13 protein-coding genes are annotated in these 13,620 nt (G+C 35.7%); 2 read left to right on the top strand and 11 right to left on the bottom strand.

Translation table 11 applies throughout. From position 1 onward, the window contains the following. Window positions 1–94 precede the first annotated feature (94 nt). The 3 genes from NK356_RS23325 to NK356_RS23315 form a co-directional block, all read right to left on the bottom strand. Entirely contained in the window at window positions 95–895 is an 801-nt protein-coding gene (locus NK356_RS23325) for a patatin-like phospholipase family protein (protein ID WP_034696400.1), read from the bottom strand. A 286-nt stretch (window positions 896–1,181) separates the two neighbouring features. Further along, complete coding sequence (gene lpdA / locus NK356_RS23320; protein ID WP_034696399.1) at window positions 1,182–2,570, bottom strand: dihydrolipoyl dehydrogenase; 1,389 nt, start codon at window positions 2,568–2,570, stop codon at window positions 1,182–1,184. A gap of 227 nt (window positions 2,571–2,797) precedes the next feature. Then, entirely contained in the window at window positions 2,798–3,061 is a 264-nt protein-coding gene (locus NK356_RS23315; protein ID WP_253318179.1) for a hypothetical protein, read from the bottom strand. A 191-nt stretch (window positions 3,062–3,252) separates the two neighbouring features. On the opposite strand from NK356_RS23315, the gene NK356_RS23310 reads away from it, so the two are divergent. Together NK356_RS23310 and NK356_RS23305 are read left to right on the top strand one after the other, a co-directional pair. Beyond that, complete coding sequence (locus NK356_RS23310) at window positions 3,253–3,639, top strand: hypothetical protein (protein WP_034696395.1); 387 nt, start codon at window positions 3,253–3,255, stop codon at window positions 3,637–3,639. A 126-nt stretch (window positions 3,640–3,765) separates the two neighbouring features. After that, entirely contained in the window at window positions 3,766–4,647 is an 882-nt protein-coding gene (locus NK356_RS23305; protein ID WP_034696394.1) for a hypothetical protein, read from the top strand. A 54-nt stretch (window positions 4,648–4,701) separates the two neighbouring features. Here NK356_RS23305 and NK356_RS23300 read toward each other — a convergent pair whose 3' ends face one another. The 8 genes from NK356_RS23300 to NK356_RS23265 form a co-directional block, all read right to left on the bottom strand. After that, on the bottom strand, window positions 4,702–7,365 hold the full coding sequence (locus NK356_RS23300) for a beta-glucosidase (RefSeq protein WP_253318178.1): 2,664 nt from the start codon (window positions 7,363–7,365) through the stop codon (window positions 4,702–4,704). Continuing rightward, the gene (locus NK356_RS23295) at window positions 7,365–8,807 is read right to left on the bottom strand and encodes an alpha-L-fucosidase (RefSeq protein WP_253318177.1); all 1,443 of its coding nucleotides are present in this window, start codon (window positions 8,805–8,807) and stop codon (window positions 7,365–7,367) included. The genes NK356_RS23300 and NK356_RS23295 overlap by 1 nt, the downstream gene beginning before the upstream one ends. 50 nt (window positions 8,808–8,857) lie before the next feature. Further along, window positions 8,858–9,757, bottom strand: coding sequence for a TIGR01777 family oxidoreductase (locus NK356_RS23290; RefSeq protein WP_034696391.1), 900 nt, complete (start codon window positions 9,755–9,757; stop codon window positions 8,858–8,860). Window positions 9,758–9,901: 144 nt separating this feature from the next. After that, on the bottom strand, window positions 9,902–10,606 hold the full coding sequence (locus NK356_RS23285) for a YqjF family protein (RefSeq protein WP_253318176.1): 705 nt from the start codon (window positions 10,604–10,606) through the stop codon (window positions 9,902–9,904). A 16-nt stretch (window positions 10,607–10,622) separates the two neighbouring features. Then, entirely contained in the window at window positions 10,623–11,099 is a 477-nt protein-coding gene (locus tag NK356_RS23280; RefSeq protein WP_034696389.1) for an SRPBCC family protein, read from the bottom strand. Window positions 11,100–11,244: 145 nt separating this feature from the next. Then, window positions 11,245–11,907, bottom strand: a complete 663-nt coding sequence (locus tag NK356_RS23275; RefSeq protein ID WP_034696388.1) for a class I SAM-dependent methyltransferase — start codon at window positions 11,905–11,907, stop codon at window positions 11,245–11,247. Then, window positions 11,900–12,844: a hypothetical protein gene (locus NK356_RS23270; protein WP_253318175.1), complete on the bottom strand. Its 945-nt coding sequence runs from the start codon at window positions 12,842–12,844 to the stop codon at window positions 11,900–11,902. Before NK356_RS23270 ends, NK356_RS23275 begins: the two co-directional genes overlap by 8 nt. Before the next feature lie 77 nt (window positions 12,845–12,921). After that, window positions 12,922–13,425, bottom strand: a complete 504-nt coding sequence (locus NK356_RS23265; RefSeq protein WP_034696386.1) for a GbsR/MarR family transcriptional regulator — start codon at window positions 13,423–13,425, stop codon at window positions 12,922–12,924. Between the last annotated feature and the right edge of the window lie 195 nt (window positions 13,426–13,620).

Genomic DNA, 13,620 nt, shown 5'->3' with positions numbered 1-13,620 from the left:
GAAAGCAACGCTAAATTTTTCTTTTTTATACATAAAAAATGCCCCTAAAAAGTGTCTAACTTTTTGGGGGCAGTCCAATTGATACAGGATTTTTTTATGTTCCGGATTGTCTTAATTCTGTGAACAAAGTACTTTCTTCGTAACTTTCTTTTGCGGCTTTGTAACCGATATTGAAGATCTCTTCCAATCTGTCTTTTCTCCGTTCAAAAGTTCCGTACGAAGATAATTTTTGGGAAGAAATGAACCAGTCACAGTAATCAAATTTTATTTTTTCAATCCTATAGGAAAGTAGGTCGTAAGAACGGGAAACGATAGCTTTAATGGAGTTCAGATCCTTGATCTTTGCTTCGTTGGGCGGAGATACAAATACACCGATCAGCTTATCACAATCTTCTCTGATGATATCTGCCGGGAAGTTATTCAATACTCCTCCATCACAATACATTTCATCTCCAATGATGTAAGGAGTGGTGATTCCCGGAATGGAGCATGAAGCAATAATGGCATCAACAATCTCAAAATCTTTATCAAAAATCTTCTGGGTTCCGGCAACAAGCTCTGTGGCTACAATTTTCACTTCGATATCAAGATCACCCAGTTTCATTTCATGGAAAATAGGTTTCAGATAGTTTCTGAAAATTACCGAAGATACAAGTCCAGGCTGATTGAATGTAAAGTGTTTCCAGTTGAAAAAATACACGGAATTGAAAAATTCCAGTATTTCTTCCGGAGTTTTTCCTATGGCATGCAGACAGCCTACAATAGAACCTGCGCTGCAGCAGGAAAGGATATCTACTTCGATTCCTTTTTCCCTTAAGAATTTTAATACTCCTGCATGAGCGATTCCTTTGGTACCGCCTCCTGATAAAACAAGTCCTACTCTCTCAAAATTCATAGAATAAATGTAAGAAAACAGGCTGATATAATTAAGTTAATTTTTATAAATATGCTGATTTTAAAATTATTTTAATAAAATCTACAATAATGGGGCAAAAATTCAAGCTAAAAAGTTATGATACCTCTACTTCGATGTGGTTATTATTTAATTAAGATATATTAAGTGTCAAACCTAACAGGTTTTTGAAACCTGTTAGGTTTAATTTACACATATTTCTGCTCAGCATCAACAAAAAAGCCCGGATTTCTCCGGGCTTTTGTTATATAGATTTCTGTATTTCAGATTAAATGTGAATCACTTCACCGTAAGCAGCAGCAGCAGCTTCCATAATTGCTTCAGAAACTGTTGGGTGCGGGTGGATAGACTTGATGATCTCATGACCTGTAGTCTCTAGTTTTCTAGCTACAACAGCTTCAGCAACCATATCAGTTACCCCTTCACCGATCATGTGGCATCCTAACCACTCACCATATTTAGCATCAAAAATCACTTTGATAAATCCATCCGTGTTTCCGTTTGCAGTAGCTTTACCACTTGCAGAAAGAGGGAATTTACCAACTTTAATTTCGTATCCTTTTTCTTTAGCCTGCTTTTCAGTAAGACCTACAGAAGCTACTTCAGGGTGGCAGTATGTACATCCAGGAATATTGCCATAGTCGATTTTCTCAACGTGCATTCCTTTGATTTTCTCAACACAAGTGATTCCTTCTGCAGAAGCAACGTGAGCCAATGCCTGAGTCGGGATGATATCTCCGATCGCATAGTAACCAGGTACTGAAGTTTCGTACCATTCGTTTACCAATACTCTTCCTTTGTCTGTCTGGATTCCTACTTCTTCTAATCCGATGTTCTCGATATTAGCAGCAATACCTACAGCAGATAATAAGATATCAGCTTCAAGAGTGATGGTTCCGTTCGCTGTTTTCACAGTAGCTTTTACACCTTCTCCGCTTGTATCAACACTTTCTACAGAAGCGTTTGTCATAATTTCGATTCCTGTCTTTTTAAGAGATTTCTCTAAGTGTTTAGAGATTTCTTCGTCTTCTACAGGTACGATGTTTGGCATAAATTCAACAACAGTTACTTTAGTTCCCATTGTGTTATAGAAATCAGCAAATTCTACTCCGATTGCTCCAGAACCTACAACAATCATAGATTTTGGCTGCTCAGGAAGAGATAATGCCTGTCTGTATCCGATTACTTTTTTACCATCCTGCGGTAAGTTTGGTAATTCTCTTGAACGAGCTCCTGTAGCGATAATGATGTGCGTACCTGTATATTCAGTTACTTTTCCTTCTTTATCTGTAACAGAAACTTTTTTACCTTTCTGTACTTTTGCAGTACCAAGAATTACGTCAATCTTATTCTTTTTCATCAAGAATTCGATTCCTTTGCTCATTTTGCTGGCAACACCACGGCTTCTCTGAATCACATTCGGGAATTCAAAGCTTGCCTCCACTTTATTCAAACCATAATCTTCAGCATGGTTGATATAATGAAAAACCTGAGCAGATTTCAATAAAGCTTTAGTTGGAATACATCCCCAGTTAAGGCAAATTCCTCCTAAATTTTCTTTCTCGATAATTGCGGTTTTGAAACCTAATTGCGCTGCTCTGATCGCAGTAACATATCCACCAGGACCACTTCCAATGACAATAATATCGTAATTCATTACTTTAAAAATTTTTATGCGAATTTAAGGAAAAATATTGGATGTTTTATGTTTCTTCAGATTGATCTTAAAATGCACCAACAAAGCTATTTTATTCAATTTTAAACAAAGAAAGAGAACACAAAACGCATTCTCTTTCAATAATTTTTAGTTTATATTAAAAATTTATCAAAATTTAAAATATAAAAAACAGCTTTCCCTATTTTAATAACTGTAAAAAATCTGTATTATTTAGCCTCTCTAAGCAATCGTTTTTCAGTAGCATATCTTTGATTTAAGGCTTTCATCTGATCTCTTTTCATCTGTTTGGTAGCAAGCGGATGGTTAAGGATAAGTTTTTTCTCCAAATTATATTTTTTGGTAAGCTCTTGCATTTTAATATTGACCAGTTCGCTTTTTGAAGGATGCGGTGGTTCTGGCGGACGTTTTTGTCCATAGACATTCATGGATAAACCTAGTAACAATACTGTTGAAATTAATAACTTTTTCATAATGTTCATATTTTTGAATGATTTCAATTAATTCAATATCATTTAATTAAATTCATTCCGGTTCATGATGAATCTTGCATATATCATACCAAGATTTTTGGTAAAAAATAAAAAGCCAATTGTATTCATACTTATTTATTAAAAGACGTTCTATTTTTTCATACATTTATTAATCTCTTAAATAAACACTTATGAAGACTTCTGCAAAAAAAACTCACCTGACCAAAGACAATATCTGGCTGAAAGAACCGGAAGATCATGATTTCCCTGCAGCTCAGGACTATCTTGAGCTTCTTTTTCCACCTGATGAAGCACAAAAATTGGTTAAAAAATTAAAGGCCGCTCCTACTATTATAAAGAAGTCAAAAGACATTTTAAGAGCCAGTAAACTTACCCTGCTTCCGGAAACCAATATTCATGTGAAAGAAAATCTTAAAAAAGTAGAAAAAAATAAAAAGCTCTCCCCGATATTGCTGGTCAGAGGGCAAAATGAGCTGATCATTGCAGATGGTTATCACCGCCTGTGTTCCAGCTATTATCTTACAGAAGACCTGGAAGTCCCTTGCAGATTGATTTAAGTAATTTCCGAAAATAACTCCTATCACCAATAAGTGATTTTTATTAAATTTATTTAAAATATTCATTTTTAGGTGATTTTTAGCTATTTTTTTTTATATTTTTGTTTGAACCCAATTTTATACAATATGAAAAAATACATCTCGATCCTTTTATTTGGAACTCTTCCCTTAACTGCACAAGTAGGTATTAATACCACAACACCCAACAGTACACTTGCTGTAAATGGTTCCTTAAGGGCTGGCTACACTCAGGTTACTTCCACAGCTTATAGTATTCTGGCTACGGATCATTACATTACTTATAACGGTACAGCTGATGCTACGTTTACCCTACCCGTGATCGGAACAGGAACAACTAGTTTTACAGGTAGAATTTATAAGATCAAAAACATCTCTGCGAATGCAATAACGCTCCAGGCTTCCAGTGGAAATACTTTAAGAATAGATAATACCCCAGTGGCATCTTTTGTAATTCCCACAGGAGCATATGCTGAAGTAGTAAACAACAGCAACACCTCTGGAGGAACATGGGACTTATCTTTCACAGTTCTGCCTAAGCCCAGCAACGTAGAGATTTATGGTACACAGCTTTTCATTCCTCCACACGCACTTGGAACAGCAGCCGTTGCAGACTGGACTAATCACCTTAATGCAGGTTATGATTCAGGTGCCGCAACTGACAGATGGTGGATTGTAAGTAAATCTTCAGTGGATAATGCGCATACTTCTACCTATACCAATGTAAGTAGAATGACTCTTGTTTATGAATATCAAGGTACTCCTTTTAATGTTACCAATATGTATCCTATTCTAACAGCAGGAAACAACTCCAGCTTTCCGGATGTATTTACGGCGTCTTTTGTGAGTCTTGCGAATAACGGAACTGCCGGAAGAACCCGTCTCACTGTATCAGTGGCTCGTGTTGATTTTGCAGGAAATAATGGTTCTAATAACAGTAACTGGACTGGGACATTCTTACTGAACGTTCTGTTGGCCAGAAAATACTAGATATTTTCAATACTATATACCAAAAAAGAGCAGAAATTTCTGCTCTTTTTGTTGTTATAAAACTTCAATATTTTGTTTTAAAGGAAGGTTCTTGGAAGAATTACCAACCATAATTCTGTATGTTCCTTTTTCTACAATCCAGTCCATTTTTTCATTCAAAAACTGCAATTGTTTTACGGGAACTTCTATGGTGACTGTTTTTGATTCTCCGGGCTGTAATTCGACTTTCTGAAATCCTTTGAGCTCAATCACAGGCCTTGAAACTGAAGCCAATATATCTTTCACATAGAGCTGAACAACTTCGCTTCCTACTTTTGAACCTGTATTTTTTACATTGATTTTAGCAATGATGGTCTCATTTTCCGAATACTGAGTTTTGCTCAATTGCAGTTCAGAAATTTCAAAAGAGGTATAACTGAGTCCGAAACCAAACGGATATAATGGTTCTCCACTCAGATCATGATAATCATTTCCTCTTCCCGTTGGATGATGATTATAGTTTAAAGGCAACTGACCTTCCTGAACCGGAAACGTGACAGGCAGTTTACCTGAGGGATTCTCTGCTCCGAAAAGTGTTTTTGCCACAGCGTTCCCCCCTTCTTCTCCAGGATACCAAATATCTAAGATGGCTCCTACTTTATCTTTCCACGCTGTTGTTTTTATGGCAGAGCCACCTACCAGAAGAACTGTTACAGGTTTCTTCAGTTTTGAAACCTCATGAATAAACGCTTCCTGATTTCCAGGCAGGCTTAATGATGATCTGTCCTGAAATTCACCTTCATGAATTCCGGCCGTAACAAGAATATAGTCTGCTTTTTGGGCAAGGTCTAAAGCTTCCTTAAAATCTTTCTGATAATCGTGCAAGCCATAGTTCCAGATCAATTCCAGATTAGCTTCACCTCGATTTTCATGGAATTCAATCTTAATGTCATATTTTTTTCCTTTTACAAAATCTATATCAACAGTTTTTGTAGAATAACTTAATTTTTCCCATTGATCGATTACTAATTTTCCATCCAGGTATAATCTGAAGCCGTCATTTCCACGCAAGCCAATTTGATATTTTCCGGAATTTGGAGCTTCCAGTTTTCCGGTCCATCGAATACTATAATTGTCAGGCTGCAATTTTTCCGGATCAGGAGAATATAAAGTCCATTTGAAATTGACTTGTTCATCCTGTCTTCCAAAAGCGGGATTTCCTTTTAAATCCGTATTGGAAAAATAGTTTCCGGCTAATCCTTTTTTGTTTTCAGAGGATAAATATTCATTGGAAATAGTGGTAAAGTCTTTTACATTCCAATCAATTCCTTTTGAATATATCACTTCAGTATCTGTATTTTTTACATAATTTTTAAGGCCATCCAGGATATTTACTTTTTTGTTTCCAGGCCCTGAATACCCTCCTAATCTTGCATCCACAGCATCTGTTCCCACTACAAGAATCTTTTTAACATTCACAGGAACAGGAAGTGTCTGACTATTGTTCTGAAGTAATACAAAAGACTCTGCCGCTGCTTTTTCTGCCAAAGGTTTGTGAGTAAGCTTTTTTAATTCTTCAATTTCGTTAGCAGAAACATAGGGGTTTTCAAATAATCCAAGTTCAAATTTGGCTCTCAATACTCTTGATACGGCATCGTCTATTCTTTCTTTTGAAATTCTTCCATCTAAGAATGGAGGCATAAAGAGTTTGTAATGCTTATATTCTGTCTGAAAAATGACATCAAGGCCTGCATTCACAGCCTGTGCAGAGGCATCATCATAATCTTTTGCTGTAAAATGCAGAACATTTGCTCCGCCCACTGCACTTGCATCACTGATAACGAAGCCTTTGAAATCCCAGTCTTTTTTTAGTTTTTCAGTTAACAGCCAATGATTGGCGGTTGACGGTCTTCCATCAAGCAAATTATAAGAAGTCATCACAGAACGGCTTTTTCCTGTTGTAAAAGCATTGTGAAAAGGAATTAAATGGGTTTCTTCCAGATATCTTCTGCTCCAATGAATCGGGTATGAATCTCTTCCTCCTTCTCCTACATTAGCTAAAAAGTGTTTAGGAGTGGTAATGATTCCCATATTTTCAAATGAGCTGACAAAGCTGACTCCCATTACGGAGGTCAAAAATGGATCTTCACCATAGGTTTCTTCTGTCCTTCCCCATCGTACATCGTTGGCAAGATTTACTACAGGAGTCAGAATCTGACGGATTCCTCTCAGTTTTGATTCTCTTGCAATAGCTGTTGAAACCTTGGTCATTAGTTCCGGATTAAAAGTAGCTGCCAGACCGATTGACTGCGGAAAAGCAGTAGCACCTTCCCGAACCAATCCGTGTAAAGCTTCATCAAAAGGGATGATTGGAATTCCTAATCTTGATTCTTCTATAAAATATTTCTGGATAGCATTGATCTTTTTAACCAATCTCTCTGCATCTTCATTGGCATTGTATTTCAGCAGTTGTCCTGCTGCTCCGCCACCCTGATTTCCTGCACTTACCTGAAGTCCAAAAATTCCGTGGGAATATTGTCCTTTCGGAACGTTATCCAGATCTCCGGGAATCATAAAACACTGCCAGAACTTTTCTTCTGGTGTCATTCTCTTCAACAAATCCTGAACTCTGACTTCAATGGGCTGTTTGGGGTCTTTATATAAAGGTTTTTGAGCAAAAGTAATCACAACATTCAACAATAATGCGGCTCCGGCAAGTTTAAAACAAATACATCTCATTATTGAACGATTTGAATTACAGTTGAATATTTTAACTGAGCTCTTTCTTTCGGCAAATTAATTTCAATTGAATTTCCTGATTTTTTCCATTGAATTTTGTTTGATAAGCCTAAAACTTTCAAAGATTTTGGCTTAAAATGATCAGGAATTGTAAAACTTAATGTTGATGGAGACTCATAATTTGTTTTTTCATCCAAGTGAAAAATATTCAATGTCTTTCCATCTTTACTTTGCGTATAATAGTAATTTCCTTCGTGGTATGGAGCTATACTTCTGGTTGCAAAAACAGCGGACTGATTTTTTTCCATCCAGGCCGAAATCTGCTGTAACCTTTCATAAACTATCGGATCATAATCTCCGTTAGGTCCGGGCGCAATATTCATAAGGTAATTTCCCCCTCTTGAAATGATTTTAACCAATGTTTCAATGATCTTCTGAGAGGTTTTGTAATTGTCATTGGGAACGTAAGAAAAGGAATCTCCCATAGTGATGCAGCTTTCCCACGGAATGGAAAGAGCATGTTCCGGAACTGCCTGTTCAGGAGTGACATAGTTTTCCCATTTTCCGGAAACGGTACGGTCGACAATAATAATCCCTGGCTGATTTTTTCTTGCCATTGTTCCTATTTTATCCATATCGATATCCTGCTCTACTTTGATGGTGCGTTGCCATTCTACTTTTGGATCTATGGTATGAAAAGGACGTACCCAACCGCCATCCAGCCAAAGAATATCAACTTTCCCATAATTGGATGTGAGCTCATTCAGTTGATTAAAGGTGAATTTTTTAAAGTTCTCCCATCTTTCGGGATATTTTTTGGGATCATAGTTGACATTTCTGTCTTTGGGTGGAAAATAAGACCACCAGTAATCATCGGAATGCCAGTCTGGTTTTGAAAAATACGCTCCTATTTTAAATCCTTCTTTTCTGAACGTATTGAAAATTTCTTTCGTCACATCGGATTTTGGATTTTTTGAAAATGGGGTTTTGGGAGAAGTAATTTTATAATCCGACTGCTGGGTATCAAACATCGCAAAACCATCATGATGCTTGGTGGTAAAAACCACATATTTCATTCCAGCCTTTTTTACTGCTTCAGCCCATTTCTGAGGATTGAACTGAGTTGGATTAAAAGTTGTCTGAAGATTTTCGTAATTTTTCACATATTCGGAGTAAGATTTTCCGTGTTCTGGTTTTCGCTGTGTCCATGATTCATCTTCCGGGCATAAGCTCCAGCTTTCAACAATCCCCCACTGGCTATAGGTTCCCCAATGCATGAATAACCCAAATTTCATATCCTGCCACTGCTCCAGGTTCTGGGCAACCAACGGGTCTGTAGGCTTCTGATAACCTTCGGATACATTATGAGCTTGTGAAAAAGCAATTGAACTTATAAAAAGGGATGAAATAAAAAAGGGTTTTATTTTAGATATAACCGGCATATGGAATAGTTTTCCGCTAATTTAATTATCCTTTAGGAAACCCGCAAACATTAGGATTCCAAGAGATTAAGAATCGCATCATCAAATGTTGAATATGAAAACTTAAATCCACTTTTTATAAGTTTTTCCGGATATACGTTTCTGCTTTTTAATAATAATTCCGTTTCCGTATTCAGAAATAGGGAGGCTATTTCCAGCTGCCAGACGGGAGCATTCAGTCCAAAAGGAACTTTCATTTTATTTCTCAGTTTTTTCATCATATTTTCATTAGAAACCGGAACCGGAGCGGTTACATTGATGGTTCCTGAAATAATTTCATCCTCCATAATCCACTCCACGGCTTTGCAAAAATCTTCGATATGAATCCAGCTTACCATCTGATTTCCTCTTCCCTGTTTTCCTCCTAAACCCAGCTTTGTAATCATTTTCAGTTTTGGAAAAGCACCGCCATTATTTCCAAGGACGATAGAAGTACGGAGGGCAACTTTTCGTATTTCTTCATTTTTACCTGCAAAAAATTCTTTCTCCCAGCTTTTGCAAATATTCATGGAAAAGTCGTCTCCGACAATTCCGTTTTCTTCTGTGTTGAGGTGCTTTTCAGAGTGAACATAAATGGTTGCAGAACTGGCATTCAGCCATATTTTTGGCTTTTCAGAACATTGATCTACTGCTTTCTGTAATATTCTTGTACTGTTGATTCTTGAAGAATAGATTTCCTGTTTATTTTTCTCATGATAGCGGCAATCTACAGATTTACCTGTCAGGTTGATGAGAACATCTGCTTTTTCAAGGTTGTCTTTCCAATCACCTATCGTTTGGGCATCCCAGTAGATTTCGTTTTTACGTTGAGGATTTCGGGTAAGAATGTAGACCTGATATCCTTTTGCTGTAAAGTATTTTTCCAGGTTTTCACCGAGAAATCCGGTGCCTCCGGCTATGATTATTTTCATGGTTTGAGATTTAATGTTTAAAGTTTTGGGTTCAGGGTTCAGGGTTCAGGGTTTAAAGTTTAAGGTTTATGGGTTGTCTGCAGATTTCACTGATTTGTACAGATGACCATGGATAGAGGAAGATGTTTTGAATCTCATTCTTTTTTAATGAATGTATTTTTTGGTTTTGACCTGAATTTCTGAGCCTTCGGCAAGCATTACGGAAACAGGTTTCTGATGATTCAGGCATTCAAAATCATTTCCATAGATCTTTTGAAAATCTACCTCCAGCTCATATTCTTTTACAGTATAGCATTCCCATTTTGGATGACAGACTTCGTATTCTGAAGTTGTATTTTCCTTTTTTGTAAAACCAAAATAATGTTCTGTAATAAATTCAAATTCTGAGTTCTCTTCCATTGGTTTCGCTGTATTTTCAGCCATAATCTGAATAGAATGCCAGCTTTTATCCTTCCATGAATAACGGATCAGGAGTTCATCTTCTTTTTCATCAATCAGATTTTTCATAGGCATGGTATGATAGTTTTCTTTGTAAATAGAATTGGCGACCAGACTTAATGCGGGTTTAGGGACAATCTCTTTGATAAACACCACTCCTCTTTTCCAGATTCCTTTTTCTTTTTTCTTTACATAAAACCTTAGATTCACTTCTTCAAAGTTCCGATGAAAAGGAATAGGAACTCCCAGTAGTCTGGTATTTAAAAACATGAATCCTACCAGGCTTATATAGCATTTGCCTTTATAAAAATCAAGCTCTGTTCCTTTTGGAAGATAGGGCTGCAAAATTTCAGGATTAATCTCGTAATTGATGATGGCCAGTTTCCGCCATTCTGCTTTTAAAAAGTTCATAACACTGTTTTTTAGATTAAAAAATCGCAATTCCGTCACGGACAGAAGATTCTGCAATGGTTTTGATCATTTCATTTCTTCGGATCAGAAAGTTTTTGAGATACGTTCTGAGAAAAACAGCATTAAATAGTTTTCCAATGATGCCCAGCGGAGATTCAAATTCGAAAATATCTGTCATCAGGGTATTTCCGTTTACAGATTTAAAAATATGGCGGTGACGCATGGATTTGAAAGCTCCTTTCTTCATGACATCAATAAACTGAAACGGCTTTTCCATACTGACAATTTTCGTGGTGAGATTTTGATAGACTCCGAGATGTTTTGCCCGCCAGGTTACGGTTTCATTTTTTTCAATCAGTCCTGAGGTACGTCCTGCAATGGCTTTTTCATGAGATTTTGAGGTGGACTGCTGATGCAGATCAATATTTCTTGCGAGATCAAAAACATAGTGAATATCTGCTTTGATGACTGTATTTAAATAGATGGTTGACATTTTTTAAGGTTTTAAATTTTATAGTTTAAAGTGATCCTTTTCGTCTGAAATAAATAATCAGAAATAGGTGAATGATTAAATTTTTCATAATTATTATTCATTTAAAATTTTCAGTAATTTTTGAAATTTAGTTTCAAATAAAAAATCAGTTTCTTTTTACATGAAGAATTTCAATCAGATCCAGAAATCTTTTGTGAGATATGACGGAGAGTCCATTTCTGATAAACTGGTCTTTAAGATCTTCAAGACTTTCATTTTTGTTGATATAATGGAACAGTTTTCCAAATTCGTTTCCAAAAAACTTTGTTACAAGAACTTCTATATACCACTTCACACAACTGAATCTCCACTTTGTTTTGGGTTTTACAAATTCTACGATGATAATTTCACCTTTGTCATCAATGATATTTGAAAGTCTATCTGCAAAAATCGGTTTCTGATCTTCTTCTATCGTCTTTGTCCCGTAAGAGCAAAGGATAATGTCCATAGACTGATCCGGAATCTGGCATTTGAAAAAATCGTTTTGGATCTGTTGTATAGACAGTTTGTGTTTGAATGTTGCAGCCAGTTTCATATGCATTGCTGAAGAGAAATCCAATGCTACAATTTCTGTATTATCATTGTGTGCCTGTATAAATTCTAAATTTTCTCCCTGCCCGCTCATCAAGTCCAGAACTCTTTTGTCCCCGTAGCTTTTCACCTTTTGAACAGCCATTTTCCTAAACAGTCTGGTAAACCCTAAAGATGCAATTTCATTAATATAATATCTGGGTTGCAGGTTATCAAAATATTCTTGCAGATCATTCATTTTCAGATTGTGTTTTTATAGATTGTAATACATGGTTTTGCATTTTATCAATGATATAGCCTGACCATTTTTTCCAATACCATGTAGGTGCAATTTTGTAACTGTATTTTGTTTTTGCGACTAACTTTGTTTTATTTTCTGATAGCTTGTCTAAAGTAATTTCACCATATTTTACAATAAAATAATCATGCAAATGCTTAGCATCAATATCTTTATAAGGTGTTATTTCTTTCATTGGAACAGTTTGATTTTCCAAAGAGAATTTCACTTTTTTATTTTCAATGAGTTCATTAATATTAAGTTGTAATTCATCATTATTGGTCTGACAACTATAGCTCAATTTTCCGTTGTCATTAACGAGCTTTATATTCTTTGGATAGCTGACTCCTTTTTCAAACAGGATAAAATCAGGCGCATCGAAATTGATTCGTGTATTTAAAAGTTTCCACACTTTTTCATTGGAAGAATTCACAATCATTTCTGTTGTAATAGTTTCCTCAATAGGTTTTGTATAGGTATCAAAAATATAAGATGCCGGATTGATAAAAAGAATAAATGCTATAACGCTTCCCGTATGTCTTTTTTCATCAAGTATTCCTATGATAAAACCAATATTAAATCCTACAAACAGGGCAAAACCAACAAATGGGATAGCCATAATAATACAAATAGCTCCTTCCACGCCAGCTCCTATTAAAATCAGAGAGAAAATAACTAATCCTAAGACTATTTTTAAGATTGTCTTCAGAACATTCATTAATCCAATTTTTTTAAAATACTTTACATACCCAATGATAAATCCAATAGAAACCGGAATGGTGAAGAACAATGTCATCCCATATTCACCTTTGGCAACGAGAAAAAACCATACTGCAACAATTAAAACAACAGTCAGAAAGAGACTTAAATAGAGATAACGTTTAAAAAAATTATTCATGATATTATAAGTTTTATATTTTCAGTAATTTTTGAAAATTAAATTGAAATAAAAAAGGATTTTCATCCTCTTTTGTTTTATTTCAACAGATTGGTAATCTTCCCTACCAGCCAGTGGTCATCACTTTTTATCGCCAGATCCATGATATTGTTGATTTTTCCTGTAACAGAACTGAAATCATTCATCAGCTTGATAAATTCCTGAGCTTCTTCTGAATCTTTATCCTCAATATTTTTTAATTCTTCAAGAAAGGAAATCACAGGTTCAATCTCTCTTTTTCTTCTCTCTTTGGTAATTTGCTTGAACAGATACCAGACATCTTTTTCTGCTACGAAATATTCTTTACGGTCACCTTTTACAAATTCTTTTTTCACGATTCCCCAGTCTATCAGAGCACGAAGATTCATATTGGCATTTCCTCTTGAAATCTCCAGCTGCTCCATTACTTCATCGGTAGAAAGAGGTTTTCCGCTCGCCAGAAGCAATGCATGAACCTGTGCCATCGTACGGTTGATTCCCCAATTGGTAGCAAAGGTTCCCCAGGTCTGAATATATTTTTCTTTTGCTTCTGAAAGTTGCATTGTATTTCCGTTTTTAATTTCTGTAACAAATGTAATTATATTTTTTGAATTTTCAATAATTTTTGAAAATTAATTTTAAAAGAGTCGTTCTTTCTTTTAGAGAGCTTTTTTATTATCCTTGAAGCCGTCTCACAACTGAGGCGGTTTTTCTTGTTAAAAAGTAAATAATTTTTATATATTTTGATTTGTTTTTTT

This window comes from Chryseobacterium sp. S0630, from assembly GCF_024158915.1.
In the GTDB taxonomy this organism is placed as follows: domain Bacteria; phylum Bacteroidota; class Bacteroidia; order Flavobacteriales; family Weeksellaceae; genus Chryseobacterium.
This window is presented reverse-complemented; position numbering and strand designations above follow the sequence as displayed.